We start from the raw sequence: 17,246 nt of genomic DNA, 5'->3' as shown, positions 1-17,246 counted from the left end.
GTCATTGGATGTCTTCCGGTGACCGCCGCCCCGGATCACGAGGGGAGTGTCCGTGGCGGTGAGAACGCTGGCCGCAGTCCTGGCGGCTGCGGGGCTGGTCGTCGTGCCCGCGCAGGCCGCGCCGAGCGGCCCGCGGGCGGTGGTCAGCGCCTCTGGCGGAACGGTCACCCTGGCGGTGACGTACCAGGGCAGGACGATCGTGCAACCGTCGCCGATCGGGATCAGGACCGAGCGCGCCGACCTGTCCACCGGGCTCGTGGCCGCCGGGAAGTCGAAGCGGGCGATCTTCGAGCACTACCGCACGACGTCCGGCAAGAGGCTCGACCGGACCGTGCGGGCCACCGAGACCACCTACCGGTTCAAGGCCGGTGTGAACGACCTCGGCCTCGTGGTGCGCGAGTCCGCCGACGGCGTCGCGTACCGCTACGAGCTGCCGCAGGACACCGGCGCGGTCACCGGTGAGGCCTCGGCGTTCGTGCTGCCCGCCGACTCGACGGCGTGGCTCGCCAAGTTCCGCCGCGACTACGAGAACCCGTTCCTGCAGTACGCCACCGGCACCGCCGAGCAGGCCGAGTACATGCACCCGGCGCTGTTCGACGTCGGCGGCACCTACGCGCTGATCACCGAGTCCGATGTGGACGGCCGCTACTCCGGCGGCCACCTCGTGCACACCGGCGGCGGCCGGTTCCAGCTCAAGCTGTGGGACGAGAAGGTCGCGGTCTCCGGCGCGCTGAAGACGCCGTGGCGCACGATGATCGTCGGAACGCTCGCCACCGTCACCGAGTCGACCCTCGTGGACGATCTCGCCCCGCCGTCGCGGATCGCCGACACGAGCTGGATCGAGCCGGGCCCGGCGGTCTGGTCGTGGCTCGCCGGAGGCCGCGGTGTGCAGCAGGATCTGGCGAAGCAGAAGGAGTTCGTCGACTACGCGGCCGCCCGCGGCTGGCCGTACGTCGTGGTCGACGCCGGCTGGTACGACGACCCGGACTGGCGGCGGACCAGCTTCATCCCCGAGCTGGTGCGGTACGCGAAGGCACGCCGGGTCGGCATCCACACCTGGGTGCGGTTCAGCAGCGTCGACACCGCGGAGAAACGCGCGGACTTCCTGCCGTGGCTGCGGAAGTGGGGCGTGCAGGGCCTGAAGATCGACTTCATGGACTCCGACGGCCAGGAGCGCTACCGCTGGTACGACGAGATCCTGCCGGAGACGGCCCGCATGCACTTCCTGGTCAACTTCCACGGTGCCACGCTGCCGCACGGCGTCCACCGCACGTGGCCGCACGTGATGACTACCGAGGCCGTGCACGGCGCCGAGAAGTCCAGCGGTCTCACCACCGGCCACCTCACCGCGCTGCCGTTCACCCGCAACGTCGTGGGCGGCATGGACTACACGCCGGGCGGCTTCCACCGGGCGCGCCCCAACACCGACGCCGGTGAGCTCGCGCTCTCGGTGCTGTACGAGTCGGGCGTCCAGAACCTCGCCGGCCGCCCGGACTCCTACGACGCCCGGCCGTGGGCGCGGTGGTTCCTGGAGCAGACGCCGACCGTCTGGGACGAGACGAGGCTCCTTTCCGGCCGTCCCACCGAAAGCGTCGTCATGGCCCGGCGCAGCGACGACCGCTGGTTCGTCGGCGGCGCCATCGCGGGGCAGGCGCGCACGCTCGACCTGCCGGCGCTCGGCCAAGGCCGCTGGCTGGTCGAGATCGTGCGCGACGGCGAGGCCGGTCTGGTCGAGGAAACCCACCTCACCGACCAGAAACTGGCGATCCCGGTGGCGAAGGACGGCGGCTTCGTCGCGCTGGTCTGCCGTCCGGTCCGCGACACCTGCGCGAGGCCCACGCACGGCCTGCCGTCCACGACCGTCGTGACGACGCCCGAGCAGGTGTCGGTGCAGCCCGGCCGGACGTTCGAGCTGAGCAGCACCTTCACCAACACCTCCGCGCAGCCGCTGTACGACGTGACGTTCGCGCCGCGCGTGCCGTCCGGGTGGGACACCTCGGCCGCGGTGCGGGCCTTCCGGGTCGCGCCGGGCGAGTCGCTCAGTGGCAAGTGGACGGTGAAGGTCGGCGCGGATCCTGTCGTCGGCCTGACGGACGTCCCCGCGGTGGCGCGGTTCCGGCCCTACCGCTTCAGTTCGGGCGTCGAGGCGGAGAAGGCGGTGCGCACGCACGTCTGGAAACCGTTGCCCGCCGGGCAGTCCTACGTGCCGGGCAACGACCGTTCCGTCGAGGGCAGGACGCTGACGACCGGTGGCATCAGGTTCGGCAAGGGCATCGGCACGACGCCCGGTGACCAGACGGTCGAACTCGGGACGTGCACCCGCTTCGACGCCACCGTCGGAGTGGACGACGAGGTCGACGGCCGCGTGGACCGCGCGGCGGGCGTCGGAGGCTCCGTCGCGTTCGTCGTCATCGGCGACGGCCGCGTGCTCTACGAGAGCCCGGTGCGCAGGTCCGTCGACCCGGCGTTGCCGGTCGGCGTCGACGTCGGCGGGGTGAAGTCGTTGACGTTGCGCGTGACTGATGGCGGCGATGGCACCAGCCTCGACAACGCGGTGTGGGGTGACGCGCGAGTGACGTGCTAGGCGGCCAGGGGCAGGTTGACGCGGTGGAGGAAGTCCTCGCAGGACTGCTTGCCCGCGACGCCGTGGACGACCTGCCACCCGGCGGGCACCTGCAGCACCGCCGGCCAGATCGAGTACTGGCCCGTTGGGCTGACCAGCACCAGGAACATGGTGTGAGCCTGAGCGGACGGGGGAGTCATGACCTCAGGGTGACGCGCGACACCTATCGTCCGGCTATCTCCGCGCTCAAGCTCACCGTCCCAGCTTCCGGATTCCGGCGCCCGTGTGATTACGTTTGGGCGTGACTGTGGAACAGGTGGTCCTCCTGGCCGAGGACGGTTCGGCCATCGGCGTGCAGGACAAGGCCGTGGTGCACCACGCGGAAACCCCGCTGCACCTGGCGTTTTCCAGCTACGTCTTCGACTCCTCTGGCCGCGTCGTGCTCACCCGCCGCGCGTTGCACAAGAAGACGTTCCCCGGCGTGTGGACCAACACCTGCTGCGGCCACCCGCTGCCGGAGGAGGACATGGCCGAGGCGGTGCTGCGGCGCCTGCGCGACGAGCTGGGCATGAAGTGCTCCGACCCGGAGCTGCTGCTGCCGCGCTTCCGCTACCGCGCCGAGATGGACGGTGTCGTCGAGAACGAGATGTGCCCGGTGTTCCGCGTGCTCTCCGACGACGAGCCCGCCCCGAACCCGGAGGAGGTCGACTCGGCCGAGCGCGTGCCGTGGGCCGAGTTCGCCGCCTCGGTGCTCGACGGCACCCGAGTGGTCTCGCCGTGGGCGCGGCTGCAGGTGCCCGAACTGGTGAAGCTCGGGCCCGACCCGCTGGCATGGCCGGTGGCGGACCGGGCGGGGCTGCCCGCCGCGGTCCGGCTCACCTGATGTGCCGCAAGACCGCGGCCAGGGACCGCTCACGCGGCTGAACGGTGTCCACGGTGAGCGCCTCCCCGTCCCAGGGCGGAAAGGCCGCCAGCCGCCGCTGCACGTCGTGCCAGTCGCCCGGGTCGTGCCAGCCGGGGATCGCGCGGCTGCGGCCTTCGAGCCTGGCCCGGTGGACCCGCGGGTCGGAGCAGTGGCACACGACCACGCGGAACCGCGCACCCGCCCGGTCGGCCAGGCTGCGCCAGCGCTGTCTGGTCGCGACCTGTTCGGTGGGATGGTCGAGGATGACGGACTGCCCGGCGACGAGCTGCCGCAGCGCGAGGGTGGTCAGCACCTCTTCGGCCATCGCCAGCGGATCGTCGAAGTGCCGGCCGCCGAACGGGGTCAGCGCCCCGAGCAGCCAGTCCGTGGCGAAGACCGGAATCCCCAGCTCGGCGCCCGCGGCCTCGGCCAGGGTGCTCTTCCCGCTGCCCGGCAACCCGGAGAACACGACCAGCCGGGCGTCCGCGGCGGTGGAAGGCAGGTCGTAGCCGGTGAAGTCGGCCGGCAGCCTCGGTGTCAGATCCGCCGGCACCAGTCCGGCGACCCACGTGGTCGCGATTCGATGCGGCCGTGCGGCCTCGACGACGCACGAGACGACGTCGACGGTGCCGTCGTGACGGCGGATCCGCGCCCGCGCGGTGGTCTCACCGACGTCGAGGCCGACCACGACGACCGGCGCGTAGTCGGCCGCGCGGCCGCGGGTGACCTCGACGTACCTCTCGGGCGGGACGACGGCGGTGAACGCGGCCCCGAGCACGTCGGACGCGTCGGCGCCCCAGCCGGGTGTCCCGTCCAGGCCGTCGAGAATCCACTCCAGCCGCGCCAGGGCCGGACTGGCCGCGAAACGGTGCACTGTTCCCCCTGGCGCAGTGGTCGAGGCGAGCGATCGAGCGTAGCGGGCCCGCCCGGCGCTCATCGATCGCCTCGACCACGAGCCCGCTGAGTCAGCTCACCACTCCAGCGAGCCGCCGTTCTGGTACTCGATCACCCGCGTCTCGAAGAAGTTCTTCTCCTTCTTGAGGTCCATCATCTCCGACATCCACGGGAACGGGTTCTCCGTCTTCTCCCACACCGGCTCCAGGCCGAGCTGCGCGCACCGGCGGTTGGTGATGAACCGCATGTACTGCTCGCACAGGTCGGCGTTGAGGCCGAGGACGCCGCTGGGCATGGTGTCGCGGCCGTAGGCGATCTCCAGCTCGCAGCCCTCGGCGAGCATGGTGCGCACCTCCTGCTGGAACACGTCGTTCCACAGGTGCGGGTTCTCGATCTTGATCTGGTTGATGGCGTCGATGCCGAAGTTCAGGTGGATCGACTCGTCGCGCAGGATGTACTGGTACTGCTCGGCGACGCCGACCATCTTGTTGCGCCGGCCCAGGGACAGGATCTGCGCGAACCCGGTGTAGAACCACATGCCCTCGAAGACCACGTAGAACGCCACGAGGTCCTTGAGGAACGCCTGGTCGGAGGCGGGCGTGCCCGTCCGGAACTCCGGGTCCTCCAGGTGCTGCGTGTACTGCAACGCCCACGCGGCCTTGTCGGTGATCGACGGGATCTCCCGGTACATGTTGAACAGCTCGCCCTCGTCCAGGCCGAGCGACGTGCAGATGTACTGGAACGTGTGCGTGTGCACGGCCTCCTCGAAGGCCTGGCGCAGCAGGTACTGGCGGCACTCGGGGTTGGTCAGGTGCCGGTACACCGCGAGCACGATGTTGTTGGCCACCAGCGACTCCGAAGTGGCGAAGAAGCCGAGGTTCCGCTTGATCATGCGGCGTTCCTCCTCGGTCAGCCCGTCCGGCGACTTCCACAGCGAGATGTCGGCCTGCATCGAGACCTCGGTCGGCATCCAGTGGTTGTTGCAGCCGTTGAGGTACTTCTCCCACGCCCAGTGGTACTTGAGCGGCAGCAGCTGGTTGACGTCCGCCCGGCAGTTGATCATCGCCTTGTCGTCCACGGTGACGCGCGCAGCGCCTGCTTCGACGTTCACTGGCAAGCCTCACATTCGGGGTCGGTCACGGAGCAGGCGGTGGGGGAGACGGCGTTGAGCTTGCCGTCGGTGCCCCGCAGCGTGGACTTCTCCACGTGCGTGGCGCTCTGCGTGCGCAGGTAGTACGTGGTCTTGAGGCCGCGCACCCACGCCAGCTGGTAGAGCTCGTCGAGCTTGCGGCCGCTCGGCTGGGCCAGGTAGAGGTTCAGCGACTGCGCCTGGTCGATCCACTTCTGCCGGCGTGCCCCCGCCTCGATCAGCCACGAGCTGTCGATCTCGAACGCCGTGGCGTACAACGCCTTCAGGTGCGGCGGTACCCGGTCGATCGCGCCGAGGCTGCCGTCGTGCAGCTTCAGGTCCGAGACCATCCGCTCGTCCCAGAGCCCCCGCTGCTTCAACGCGCGCACCAGGTCGGGGTTGATCACGGTGAAGTCGCCGGACAGGTTCGACTTCACGTACAGGTTGCGGTACAGCGGCTCGATCGACTGGTTCACGCCGGTGATGTTCGCGATGGTCGCGGTCGGCGCGATGGCCATGACGTTCGAGTTCCGCATGCCCCTGCGGGCCTTCTCGCGCACGACGCTCCAGTCCATCGTGGACTCGCGGTCGACGCTGAGCTCGCCGTCACCGCGGTGCCGCGCGAGGATCCCGACCGAGTCGATGGGCAGGATGCCCTGCGACCACGAGGAACCCTCGAACGACCGGTACGCGCCGCGCTCCTCGGCCAGCTCGGCGGACGCGGTGATCGCGTAGTAGCTGATCTCCTCCATGCTGCGGTCCGCGAACTCGACGGCCTCCGGTGACGCCATCGGCGTGCCGAGCGTGAACAGCGCGTCCTGGAAACCCATCAGTCCCAGGCCGACCGGGCGGTGCTTCAGGTTGGAGTTCCGCGCCTCGGGGATCGTGTAGTAGTTCACGTCGATCACGTTGTCGAGCATGCGAACGGCCGTGCGCACGGTCTTTTCGAGGCGCGCGTGGTCGATGCCGCCGGCGGTGACGTGCCGCGCGAGGTTGACGCTGCCCAGGTTGCAGACCGCGACCTCGTCGGCCGAGGTGTTCAGGGTGATCTCCGTGCACAGGTTGGACGAGTGCACGACACCGCTGTGCTGCTGCGGCGACCGCAGGTTGCACGGGTCCTTGAACGTGATCCACGGATGACCGGTCTCGAACAGCATGGTCAGCATGCGCCGCCACAGGTCGACGGCCTGCACCCGGCGGAACACCTTGATCTCGCCGTTGTCGGCCTTCTGCTCGTACGCGCGGTACTTGGCCGCGAAGTCGTCCCCGAACGCGTCGTGCAGGTCCGGCACCTCGTCCGGCGAGAACAGCGTCCACCGGCCGTTCGCGCGGACCCGGCGCAGGAACTCGTCCGGCACCCAGTTCGCGGTGTTCATGTCGTGGGTGCGGCGGCGCTCGTCGCCGGTGTTCTTGCGCAGGTCGAGGAACTCCTCGACGTCGATGTGCCAGGTCTCCAGGTACGCGCACACCGCACCCTTGCGCTTGCCACCGTTGTGCGCGAGACCCGCGGTCGTCATGTAGGACTCGTCGGTCTCGACCTTGAGATCGAACACGGTCGGCGCGATCTCGGTCTCCCGCACGTCCCGGACCCGGGAGAACACCATGCCGGCGTGCTCGATCCAGTTGTGCTTGACGATGGGGCGGCAGCCGATGAGTTCGGCGATGCCCGGCACGGCCGGCACCCGGATGTCGAAGACCTTCACGACGCCGGAGAAGGTGATCCGAGTGCCGTCCGACCGAGAGCCCGTGTGATCCCGTTCGCGTTCCCGGTACTGGCCTGCAGACGGAACCCCCAGACGTAGCAGCTGGTAGCGGACACCTGCTGCCAGCGCCGGAGACGTGGTCGTGAAATAGACCTCTACGCCACGCGAGACACCACCGCCGGTTTCGAGCAAACCCTGCAGCAGCATCCTCGTCTGGGCGTGCGGCAGGTGCGAGAACCGCCTCGCGATGCGCTTCTTACCGTGCTCGTCGTATAGATCGTCGTAGGTGAATGGAAGTGTGGGATCACCGGCCCCGAGGATGCGACCGCTTTGCGCATCGCGTCGGACTCCCCGCCCGGAGGCCCACCTGATCTGACGGTAGTTGTCGCTGTTCCTGTCCCCCTCCCAGTAGTGGATTTCGCGTGAGGACAGGTAGTCCCGCAGGAAGTCGAGGTGGACATCCAGCTCCGGGTTGCCGGAAACACCCCACTCCAGGCCGTTCTTCGCCAGATGCCCGTCACCCAGCAGGATCCCGTACAGCCGGGCGTCGTCGTCGGTGAGACCAGGAACCGGCACGATCTCCCTGGGGATCACCTGCGCTACGTAGTCGCCCTTCTCCAGTTGTCCGGCTTCGACCCAATCGGGTCGTACCTTGCCGTTGGCCAGCCACTTGAGTGTTCGGCTGTCGGCCTGTTCCAGCGGCACGCCCTTGATGGCGTAGAACGGGTGCCCGGCAGTGACTTTCAACGTCTCGACGGAGTGTTTGACTTTCACCTCGACCATCGGGTCGGTCTGGTCGTAGGACATGACGTCGGTGACTTCGCGGTAGTTGCCGCTGACGCCGAGAACGAGGTCGCCGGCCCGGACGTCCTTGACCGGCTTGGCTCCGTCGGCGGTGTAGACACCGGTTTCCGGCGCGAAGCACTGGTTGACCGCGACCGCGGTGTCGTTGGCGACCTTGAGGAACGGCACGACGCCCTGCGACTTGCCGTTGGTGCCCTTGATGTGCGCGCCGATCCCGCGCACCGGCGTCCAGTCGTTGCCGAGACCACCGGCGAACTTGCTCAGCAGCGCGTTGTTGCCGATGCCGTGGAAGATCGCGGCGAGATCGTCGTCCACAGTGGTCAGGAAGCACGACGACAGCTGCGGGCGCGTGGTGCCCGAGTTGAACAGCGTCGGGGTCGAGCACATGAAGTCGAACGACGAGAGCAGCTCGTAGAACTCGATCGCGCGGGCGTCGCGGTCGTCCTCGCCGAGCGCCAGGCCCATGGCGACTCGCAGGAAGAACGCCTGCGGCAGCTCGTAGCGGCGGCCGTCGTGGTGCAGGAAGTAGCGGTCGTACAGCGTCTGCAGGCCCAGGAACTGGAAGTTCAGGTCGCGTTCCGGTCGCAGCGCCGCACCCAGGCGGGCCAGGTCGAAGTCCTCCAGGCGCGGGTCGAGCTGGCCGAGCTCGACGCCGTGGCGGACGAACGCCGCGAAGTACGACGGGTAGCGCTCGGTCATCTCGGCGTGCGACAGCGGCTCGCCGCAGGCCTCGGCACGCAGCCTGTCCAGCAACAACCGGGCGCTGACGAACGAGTAGTCCGGGTCCTGCTCGACCATCGCGCGGGCGGCCATGATCGGCGCCAGGGCGAGCTCGGCGTCGGTGATGCCGTCGTAGAGGTTCCGCTTGGTCTCGGCCAGCACGGCCTCGGCCGACGCGTTGGGCAGGTCGGCACACGCTTCCTGGATGACCACTGAAAGGCGGTCGGGCACGCTCTCTCCTCGCGAGCTGGGCCGGAGGAAGTGCGGGCGCGCGCCACCGAGGGCACACAGCCGCCCTCCCTCGGGGCACCGTGTCGTGCGCGCAGGCTTGCGCGCACACCGGTGGCAGGTCTTCGGACTCGTGGGCGTGTTCCTCGCGCCTACCGGCCGTCGCTTCCCAGGTCTCGCGACCCAGTGCTTCGTTGACGGCTTTCGTTCCCACTCACCGCTGCGGGGCAGTCCCGGACTTGCACCGGGTTCCCTCTTGCCTCACCGGCCCGTTGCTCCAGGGCGGTGAACCACCAGCGCGGCAGATACTACATGTGGGGGTGGGGTCTGGATCACCACCCAACATGCGCGTGTCGTGGGTTATGGTCGGCCACGTGGGTGATCATCATCGGAAAGTCCTCGCGGGTGCTCTCGTCAGTGCGGTGCTCGCTTCGGCGTCCCTCGGAGCCGGTGCCGCGGCACCTGTGACGAGCGGGGTGCTGGCCGTGGCGGCGGTGCTGGTGATGATCACCACCCGGCGAGCAGGGTCACCCCGAGAGTGATCATCACGGCGGCGATCACGCCGTCCAGCACCCGCCACGACCGAGGCTTCGCGAACCACGGGCTCAGCAGCCGCGCGCCGAACCCGAGCGCGACGAACCAGGTGACGCTCGCGGCCACCGCGCCGACCCCGAACAGCCAACGCCCGGCCGCGATCGAGCCGAGCAGCAGCACCGTGTCGAGGTAGACGTGCGGGTTGAGCCACGTCAGCGCGATGGCGGTCAGCACCGGCCGGCCCCGCCGGTCCGGGCCGGCGTTCATCGCGGACGGCCGGAACGCGCGGCGCGCGGCCAGAAACCCGTACCCCATCAGGAAAAGCCCGCCGACGACCGCCGCCGCCGTGATGACCTGCGGCCACCGGTTCACGATCACCCCGAACCCGGCGACGCCGACCGCGACCAGGACGGCGTCGGAGAGCGCGCACACGGCGACGACCGGCAGCACTGCCTGGCGCCGAAGTCCTTGGCGCAGCACGAAAGCGTTCTGCGCGCCGATCGCGACGATCAGGGTCATCATGGTGCCGAAGCCGAGCAGCAGGTCAGTCACGCGTCCGACGGTAGGCACGCGTTCTTGATGAGGCCAGCTAAAGATTCTTACGTATCATTAGCGTCCGTGATGGATCTCGACCTGGTGCGCACGCTGCTCGCGGTCGTCGACGCGGGCACGTTCGACGCCGCCGCCACCGTGTTGCACGTCACGCCTTCGGCTGTCTCGCAACGGATCAAGGCGCTGGAGCAGCGGACGGGCCGGGTGCTGCTGGTGCGGGCGCGCCCGGTGCGGCTGACGCCGTCGGGGGAGGTGCTGGTCCGCTACGGCCGGCAACTGCTCGCGCTCGACCAGGACCTGGAGGCGGCGCTCGGCGAGGACGCCGTCGTGCGGGTGCCGATCGCGGTCAACGCCGACTCGCTCGCCACGTGGTTCCTCCCCGCCCTGCAGCGGGTGTCGCCGGACCTGAGGATCTCGTTCGACCTCCACCGCGAGGACCAGGACCACACGACGGCGTTGCTGCGCCAAGGCCTGGTGATGGCCGCGGTGACCTCCTCGCGCGAACCGGTCGCGGGCTGCTCGGTGCGGAAGCTGGGCAGCATCCGTTACGCCGCAATGGCAACACCGTCTTTTGTGGACCGTTACGCGGACGGTCCGGTGCGGTCGTGGCTGCCCGGCGCGCCGGTCGTGGTGTTCGACCGCAACGACGACCTCCAGGACCGGTTCGTGCGCACGCTGACCCGCGGCCGCGGCGCGTCCGAACACCGCCACTACGTGCCGTCGTCCGAGGTGTACGTGCGCGCGATCGTGGCGGGTCTCGGCTGGGGCATGGTGCCGCCGCAGCAGCTCCAGGAAGGTCTCGTCGACCTCGCGCCCGGCCGGACCGTCGACGTCCCGCTGTACTGGCAGCAGTGGAGGCTCGACTCGCCCGCCCTCACGGCGGTGGCCGACGCGGTGGCACGGGAGGCGGCGATCGCGTTGCGGTAGGAAGTGGTCCAGGGTGTGGGGATGAACCTCAACGGCAAGATCGCGGTCATCTACGGCGCGGGCACCATCGGCGGCGCGATCGCGAGGGCGTTCGCGGAAGCGGGCGCGACGGTGCACCTCACCGCCCGCACCGAGGCGACGCTCAGGGCCAAGGCGGCGGAGCTCGGCGTCGAGCACGCGGTGGTCGACGCCCTCGACGAGCAGAGCGTGGACCGGCACGCGGCCACGCTCGACCGCCTCGACATCTCGGTCAACGTCATCTCCGACAACGACGTCCAGGGCACGCCGTTGCACGAGATGAGCGTCGACGACTACCTCGCCCCGATCGTCACGAACGTCCGCTCGAAGTTCCTCACCGCCCGCGCCGCGGCCCGCCACATGGTCAGGCGGCGCAGCGGCGTCATCCTGTTCTTCGGCGGCACCGGCGACCCGGCGGTCCACCGACGGTGGCACCTCGGCGGCCTGCTGACGGCGTTCGACGCGGTGGAGGCGATGCGCCGTCAGCTGGCGGCAGAGCTGGGCCCGCACGGCGTCCGGGTGGTGACGTTGCGGACCGGTGGCATCCCCGAGTCCGTCCCGGCGGAGCTCCGCGACCAGGTCGAGCCCGACATCGTCGGGCAGACCGCGCTCGGCAGGGCCGCCACCCTGCAGGACGTCGGCAGGGCGGCGGTGTTCGCGGCCTCGGACTGGGCGCGGATGATCACCGGCACGCAGGTCAACATCACGTGCGGGAGCGTCCTCGACTGAAGCTGTCGGCTTCCTGAACCCGGGAACCGCACCGTCGTACGGCGGCGTTGACCGATATGTGCTGATTCCTCGACTGGCCGCCACCGGCGGTTCCCTCGCCGTGGTCGTCACGGTGGCCATGGTCGGCCTGCTCGACCTGACCGTCGGCCCGATGCGCCGCACGATCAGCGAATACGCGCTGGGCGCCTACCGGCCGGTCTTCGACGTCGCCGTGCTGCTGCTGGCGTCCGGGTCGGTGGCGATCCTCGCCGCGCTCGTCCACAAGGGGCTGGCGAGGTGGCGGTCCGGCGGCTCGATCGCGCTGGCCTGCTGGTCGGCCGGCCTGCTGCTCGTGGTGGCGTTCCCGAAGACGAACTGGGCGATGGGCACCAACGCGGTCAGCGGCGGCATCCACCGGTTCGGCAGCATGATCGCGTTCGTGAGCCTGCCCGTCGCGGTGATCCTGCTGGCGCGGCCGTGGCTGAAGGACCGCGTGTGGGGAAGACACGCGAAGTTCACCCTGGCGTCCGGTGTGGTGAGCGTTGTCGCGTTTCTCCCGATCATCTACGCCATTGCGATGGGGGCGACGTCCGGCGTTCGGTGGTGGGTGGTGTTCCCGCTGGGCTACATCGAGAGGATCTTGCTCGTCGCGGAGGTCGGCGCGGTGCTCGTCGTGGGGCTCTGGGCGATCGCGGCCAGTAGGGTTGCGCCATGGCGAGTTGGGGAGATCTCGCGGCATACGTCCGCGCCGAGTACGACGTCATCCACGACGACGGTGAGGAGCTGAGAGTCCTCTTCACCTTCGACGACGACGGCGACGGTGACGACGGCCGTACCCAGGTCGTGATCATCGTCCGGGAAGTGCTCGACAAGATGCACGAATGGGTGCAGATCGCGTCCCCGTGCGGCCTCGCGAAGGACGTGAACCTGCGCGAGGTCCTGGAGGAGGTCGGCAGGTCGACCGTCGCGTGCGGCCTCGCGATCATGGGGGAGCACGTCGTGGTCCGGCACTCGTTGCCGCTGGCCGACCTCGACATCCACGAGTTCACCGACCCGCTCCAGCTGCTCGCGGGCACGGCCGACATGCTGGAGGAGCAGTTCTGGGGAGGGGACGGCTACTAGGTCAGGCTCTCCTAACATGAGAGCCATGACGGTGCAGGTTCGGGCCGGTCTGGGCGTGCAGCGCCTGGCCGCCGCGGTGGATTCCTTCGTGGAACTGCATCCCGAACTGTGTCGTTCCGGCTTCGCGCACCACCTGGTCACCGACCCCGTCGCCGCCACGGACGCCGCACTGGCGCAGGCGGAGGCGGGGCTCGACCTCCAGGCGGGCGTGCTGATGCAGGCCGTGTGGCTCGACGCCGGACCTGATCGTTCCGGCCGCGTGGTGCTGGTGCTGCACGACATCGTGGCCGACCGGATGCCGTGCGTCCTGCCGTGGCTGGTGCGCGCCTGGAAGCAGCCCGCGCTCGTCAGCTGACGCCCAGTCCTCCGGTGCGCTGCGCCACGAACACGAGCTCGCGTCCGGGCCGGTCCGGTGCGTCCCGCACGTCCACCACCCGGAATCCGCACGACACCAGGCTTTCCTCCACCTCGGCCCGTGAGCGGAACCGCAGCGTCGAGTCGGAGGCGAGCACCGTGCCGTCCGGCAACGTGTAGGTGTGGCGGAACGACACCAGCGGCAGGCTGACGCCGAGCAGCTCCCGCCGTTCCTCCACGCCGTTCACCACCCGGCGCGTGGGTACCGCCCAGCCCTCCCACGCCCGCGCCTCCGGTCGCCGCGTCTCGAACACCAGGTGCCCGCCGGGCCGCAGCGCTTCGCGGATCCCGCGCAACGTCCGTTCCCAGTCGCCGCCGAGGAACACCTGCGCCACGTTCCCGGTCATGGCCGCGAGATCGACCTGCAGCGGCGGCAACGCCGTGGCGTCGCCGTGGATCCACCTCACCCGGTCGTCCTTGGCCCGCGCGATCTCCAGCGAGGCCAGGGCCGGGTCCACGCCGACGACCGCGCGGCCGGTGCCGGCGAGCAACACCGCCAGACAGCCCGTGCCGCAGCCGACGTCGAGCACCGACCGCGCCCCGAGCTCGGCCGCGATCTCCAGGTACAGGTCCAGATCGTCACGCGGCCCGTCGAACACGTCGTAGAGCCGCGCCAGCTGCGGGTCGCTGAAGATCAGGTCAGGCATGCCACATCCTCGGTCCGACGACAAAAGGCCTCAGCAGCTCGATCACCTCGCGGTCGGGCCGCCCGTTGAGCTCTTCCTCCGCGACGCGCCGGGCGATACCGGCCAGGAAGTCGGCCACCTGCACCCGTGCGTCGTGCTGCGAGTCCACCAGCGTCAGGCTTTCCAGTCGTGGCGCCAGTTTCTTGAGCTGCCGGATCCGGCCGTCGGTGAGCGACAGCTGCTGGTCGTGCACGATCGACACCGGACCACGGCCCCACTGGGCGACGGCCCTGAGGATCGCCGGGAACAGCGGATCGAGCGCCCCGCGCGGCCCGAGGGCGCGCAGCAGGTCGTTGTAGTGCTCCAACGGCCCGGAAACCGCCCCGAACTCCGCACGCACCCGTGAGGCCAGGAACCGCCGCTTGTCCACGAGCTGCACACGGGCGCGGCCGGCCAGCGGCCCGGAGGGCCCGAGGAACCACAGCAGCACCCACCGGTTCTTCGTGCGCAGCAGGTGGTTGGCCTTGTACTCCAACGCCGGAGACTTGATCATCTCCCGCAGCGACCGCACGCACGCCGCCGCCTCCTCGTGCGAAAGCCGCACCCCGGCGTGCGCGAAGACCGCCGTGACGCCGCCGACGAGCTTCTCGCCCTCGGAGCCGGACTCGTCGCAGGCGATCTCCATCAGGACATCCGGAACACGGGTCCACGCGCCCGGAACGGCAGGTGCGCGCCGGCGGGGATCAGGAACGCGTGCTCGCGCCGGATCCGCAGCACGTCGCACCACCCGTCGGTGATGACCAGGACCGGGCCGGACGAGGGGAAGTCGGTCGCGCGGTCGAGCAGGTCGATGCCGGGCTGCAGCACCGTGCCGCCGCGCCCGCGCACCGTCACCCGGCCCGCGATGTCCTCGACGGGCACATATCCGGCGTCATATGCCATCGCATCACAGAAAACCACGCGTGCGGCGGGCACGTCACGTGCCGCGGCATAGGACGCGATCGCCCCCAGAGCCTTGCCCAGCAGCTTGGGATCCATCGAGCCGGACGTGTCGAGCACGACGCCGAACGTCGGCCGGGACTCCAGCGTCTCCGGCCGCACCCGGCCGGGCCGCGGAATGTCCGGAGTGGACGCCTGCCGCCGGGACGCGCGGGCGTAGGTCCGCCGTTTCTCCGCGGCCGGAACGAACTCCTCGAACCACCGCGCCAGCTGGGCGTCCCACGACAGCGGCGGGTGCTCCAGCGCGCGGATCTCCTCGACCAGCCCGGCGGGCAGCAGGCCGCGTGACACCGTGTGGTAGCTCAGGCCCGTCAGCAACGCACGCCGGTAGAACTCGTCCAGATCCGTGATGTCCGACGGCCCGCGCAACGGCTCACCCAGCAGGTCGCCCTGCCTGCCCCGCAACGTGAGCAGCTTCCGGTACCGCCGCAGATCGGTCGTGATCCGGTCGTAGACGGACTCGACCGACAACCCGCGCAGCTCCTGGTCGTGCAGCACGCCCTCGGGCGCCGATCCGACGCCCATCTCGACCAGCCAGCCGTTGACCACGAAGTCCGCGGCGACGTTCCACAGGTGCGGGTCGCGGCCGCCGACCCGGTCGCAGTGGCGCAGCGCGGCGTGCAACATCTCGTGCGCCAGCACGAACCGCCACTCCTCGCGGGCCAGCCCGGCCAGCGGGTTCACGTAGATCTCCGCCGACGCCGTGGACACCGCCGCGATCGAGATGTCCCAGCCCCGCGCCAGCTCCGCGTCCGCCACCACGGTCATCGCCGACGCCAGCGCGCCCAGCAGCGGGTAGTTCGACACGAACCAGCTCAGCGCGAGGTCCCACTCGGTCTTCAGCGGTCGTGCGTCGGACAGCGACGACCGCGCGCCGCCCGCCACGTCGACCGCGGCCGCGGCGGCGTTGGAGAGCCCGGCGGCGAACCGTCCCGCCCACTTCTCCGGCTCCTTCGACGCACCGCCGCGCACGCACCTGCCCGGCTCCCACGAGTGCGGCCGGGTGCCGAGCCGGACGGCGGGCTGGAAGTCGAGCACGACCTGGCAGTCGTGCGTGCCGAACCCCAGGTGCAGCAGGCAGTGCGCGAACACCCACACCCACTCGGCCTCGTCGGCCCGCCGCTTCGGGTGCACCAGCATGGAACCGTCGAGAGAGATGTCCGCCCACGCGTGCTCGGAGTGCCGCGAGAAGTAGACGCTCAACGGAGCGAACAGCGGGTGGTTCACGACCGAGCGGTGTGCCGCGACGTACGCCTCCCAAGCGGGGTCGACCTTGTTGCGCGAACGGGAGCTCATGCGCGCGCCGCGACCAATCGCGGCAGATCTCGGGTGACCTCGACGAGGAACCACGTGGGCAGCACGGCGTTGCCGTCGTCGTCGGCCGCGATCACCATCTGCGCGATCTCCAGCGACAGCTCGGCCAGTTCGAGCAGCAGCGCCTTGCCGCGGTGCGCGAGCTGCTTGCCCGCCGCCGACGCGTGCGTCTTGTCGTGCGGCAGCTCCTTCACCAGCCGGGCGCGGAACGCCTCGGCCAGGAAGTAGAGCAGGTCGCGGTCCTGCGGCGCGGACGGCCAGCGGGCGTCGCCGCGCAGCACGGCCTCCAGCCCGTACGCGTGCCGCACGGTCTTCACGAACGCCTTGAACATCGAGGCGTGGTTCGCGGTGACCGTGCCGAACGCCAGCACGCCGAGGATCTCGTCGGAGACGTCCTCGCCGAACGAGTGCAGCGCGTCGGACAGCATGTGCCAGCCGCGGGGCGTGGAGAACGTCTCCTCGACCTTCGGCGCCGCGCTCCACAGGTGGTCGGGGCGCTGGGTGAGGTACTCGAGCACCCACGGGTGGATGTCGTTCGCCCGCGCCCACCGCAGCCAGTCCTTCGCGGACGCGGTGAGGTGCACGTGGACCATGCGGTTCACGAGCGCGGACGCCATCGGGCGGGCCAGGGCGTTGTCGACGGCCCGGTTGCCGGCGCCGATCACGATCGAGCCCTTCGGCAGCTCGTAGGAGCCGATGCGGCGGTCCAGGATCAGCGAGTAGAACGCCTTCTGCACCTCTGGGCTGCTGGCGTTGAGCTCGTCGAGGAAGAGGCAGTACGGGTCGTGGCGGGCGATGGTCTCGGGCGGCGCGAACCGGGACCGGCCACCGACCAGTTCCGGCACCCCGATCAGGTCCTCCGGCGCGAGCTGCGTGCCGAGCAGCGTCACGCACTCCAGGCCCAGCTCGGCGGCGAACCCGCGGACGAGCGAGGACTTGCCGATACCCGGTGCTCCCCAGAGGAAGACCGGCCGGACGACGGCGACGTGCAGCAGCACCTCCGGAAGCTGTGCTGGTGTCACGGTGACTGTGGATCGCATCAGGCGTGCAGGATGCCTCACCCGACTTGTTCCGGTCGCCCGAATTT

At 70.0% G+C, this 17,246-nt stretch carries 16 protein-coding genes and 1 riboswitch; of the genes, 7 read left to right on the top strand and 9 right to left on the bottom strand.

All coding sequences use genetic code 11. The features are described from left to right. Nucleotides 1–52 precede the first annotated feature (52 nt). The gene (locus ACWEIJ_RS06375; RefSeq protein ID WP_449836113.1) at nucleotides 53–2,584 is read left to right on the top strand and encodes a glycoside hydrolase family 97 catalytic domain-containing protein; all 2,532 of its coding nucleotides are present in this window, start codon (nucleotides 53–55) and stop codon (nucleotides 2,582–2,584) included. On the opposite strand, the gene ACWEIJ_RS06370 is transcribed toward ACWEIJ_RS06375, so the two are convergent. Continuing rightward, nucleotides 2,581–2,763, bottom strand: coding sequence for an MbtH family NRPS accessory protein (locus ACWEIJ_RS06370; protein ID WP_449836112.1), 183 nt, complete (start codon nucleotides 2,761–2,763; stop codon nucleotides 2,581–2,583). The two genes, ACWEIJ_RS06375 and ACWEIJ_RS06370, sit on opposite strands and share 4 nt — an antisense overlap. A gap of 107 nt (nucleotides 2,764–2,870) precedes the next feature. On the opposite strand from ACWEIJ_RS06370, the gene idi reads away from it, so the two are divergent. After that, a complete protein-coding gene (idi, locus tag ACWEIJ_RS06365) occupies nucleotides 2,871–3,446 on the top strand; it encodes an isopentenyl-diphosphate Delta-isomerase (RefSeq protein ID WP_449836355.1) in 576 nt (191 codons plus the stop codon). Here idi and ACWEIJ_RS06360 read toward each other — a convergent pair. From ACWEIJ_RS06360 to ACWEIJ_RS06345, 4 genes are all read right to left on the bottom strand, one after another. Continuing rightward, nucleotides 3,439–4,341 carry an AAA family ATPase gene (locus ACWEIJ_RS06360; protein WP_449836111.1) on the bottom strand — a complete coding sequence of 301 codons (903 nt, stop codon included), beginning with the start codon at nucleotides 4,339–4,341 and terminating at the stop codon, nucleotides 3,439–3,441. The genes idi and ACWEIJ_RS06360 overlap by 8 nt on opposite strands. 96 nt (nucleotides 4,342–4,437) lie before the next feature. Beyond that, nucleotides 4,438–5,472, bottom strand: coding sequence for a ribonucleotide-diphosphate reductase subunit beta (locus ACWEIJ_RS06355; RefSeq protein WP_449836110.1), 1,035 nt, complete (start codon nucleotides 5,470–5,472; stop codon nucleotides 4,438–4,440). After that, on the bottom strand, nucleotides 5,469–8,948 hold the full coding sequence (locus ACWEIJ_RS06350) for a ribonucleoside-diphosphate reductase subunit alpha (RefSeq protein WP_449836109.1): 3,480 nt from the start codon (nucleotides 8,946–8,948) through the stop codon (nucleotides 5,469–5,471). The genes ACWEIJ_RS06355 and ACWEIJ_RS06350 overlap by 4 nt, the downstream gene beginning before the upstream one ends. A gap of 96 nt (nucleotides 8,949–9,044) precedes the next feature. After that, a riboswitch (cobalamin riboswitch) is annotated at nucleotides 9,045–9,255 on the bottom strand. 197 nt (nucleotides 9,256–9,452) lie between these two features. Continuing rightward, the gene (locus ACWEIJ_RS06345) at nucleotides 9,453–10,001 is read right to left on the bottom strand and encodes a LysE/ArgO family amino acid transporter (RefSeq protein ID WP_449836354.1); all 549 of its coding nucleotides are present in this window, start codon (nucleotides 9,999–10,001) and stop codon (nucleotides 9,453–9,455) included. A gap of 99 nt (nucleotides 10,002–10,100) precedes the next feature. Between ACWEIJ_RS06345 and ACWEIJ_RS06340 the strand changes: the two genes are divergently transcribed. Genes ACWEIJ_RS06340 through ACWEIJ_RS06320 form a run of 5 tightly spaced genes read left to right on the top strand, consistent with a single transcriptional unit; the run spans nucleotide 10,101 to nucleotide 13,161 of the window. Beyond that, entirely contained in the window at nucleotides 10,101–10,958 is an 858-nt protein-coding gene (locus ACWEIJ_RS06340; protein WP_449836353.1) for a LysR family transcriptional regulator ArgP, read from the top strand. A gap of 21 nt (nucleotides 10,959–10,979) precedes the next feature. Next, complete coding sequence (locus ACWEIJ_RS06335; protein WP_449836108.1) at nucleotides 10,980–11,705, top strand: SDR family NAD(P)-dependent oxidoreductase; 726 nt, start codon at nucleotides 10,980–10,982, stop codon at nucleotides 11,703–11,705. Nucleotides 11,706–11,763: 58 nt separating this feature from the next. Continuing rightward, nucleotides 11,764–12,471: a DUF998 domain-containing protein gene (locus ACWEIJ_RS06330; RefSeq protein ID WP_449836107.1), complete on the top strand. Its 708-nt coding sequence runs from the start codon at nucleotides 11,764–11,766 to the stop codon at nucleotides 12,469–12,471. After that, on the top strand, nucleotides 12,396–12,806 hold the full coding sequence (locus ACWEIJ_RS06325; RefSeq protein WP_449836106.1) for a hypothetical protein: 411 nt from the start codon (nucleotides 12,396–12,398) through the stop codon (nucleotides 12,804–12,806). Before ACWEIJ_RS06330 ends, ACWEIJ_RS06325 begins: the two co-directional genes overlap by 76 nt. A gap of 25 nt (nucleotides 12,807–12,831) precedes the next feature. After that, nucleotides 12,832–13,161, top strand: coding sequence for a hypothetical protein (locus ACWEIJ_RS06320; protein ID WP_449836105.1), 330 nt, complete (start codon nucleotides 12,832–12,834; stop codon nucleotides 13,159–13,161). On the opposite strand, the gene ACWEIJ_RS06315 is transcribed toward ACWEIJ_RS06320, so the two are convergent. Genes ACWEIJ_RS06315 through ACWEIJ_RS06300 form a run of 4 tightly spaced genes read right to left on the bottom strand, consistent with a single transcriptional unit; the run spans nucleotide 13,154 to nucleotide 17,199 of the window. Further along, the gene (locus ACWEIJ_RS06315; RefSeq protein WP_449836104.1) at nucleotides 13,154–13,867 is read right to left on the bottom strand and encodes a class I SAM-dependent DNA methyltransferase; all 714 of its coding nucleotides are present in this window, start codon (nucleotides 13,865–13,867) and stop codon (nucleotides 13,154–13,156) included. The genes ACWEIJ_RS06320 and ACWEIJ_RS06315 overlap by 8 nt on opposite strands. Further along, nucleotides 13,860–14,531, bottom strand: coding sequence for a DUF3800 domain-containing protein (locus ACWEIJ_RS06310; RefSeq protein WP_449836103.1), 672 nt, complete (start codon nucleotides 14,529–14,531; stop codon nucleotides 13,860–13,862). The genes ACWEIJ_RS06315 and ACWEIJ_RS06310 overlap by 8 nt, the downstream gene beginning before the upstream one ends. Beyond that, complete coding sequence (locus ACWEIJ_RS06305; RefSeq protein ID WP_449836102.1) at nucleotides 14,531–16,141, bottom strand: vWA domain-containing protein; 1,611 nt, start codon at nucleotides 16,139–16,141, stop codon at nucleotides 14,531–14,533. The genes ACWEIJ_RS06310 and ACWEIJ_RS06305 overlap by 1 nt, the downstream gene beginning before the upstream one ends. Next, nucleotides 16,138–17,199 (bottom strand): ATP-binding protein, encoded by a 1,062-nt coding sequence (locus tag ACWEIJ_RS06300; protein WP_449836101.1) that lies wholly within the window; start codon nucleotides 17,197–17,199, stop codon nucleotides 16,138–16,140. Before ACWEIJ_RS06300 ends, ACWEIJ_RS06305 begins: the two co-directional genes overlap by 4 nt. Between the last annotated feature and the right edge of the window lie 47 nt (nucleotides 17,200–17,246).

Source organism: Lentzea sp. NPDC004789 (assembly GCF_053601075.1).
Note: the sequence above shows the minus strand (reverse complement) of the source record. Positions and strands in the feature narration are given on the sequence as shown.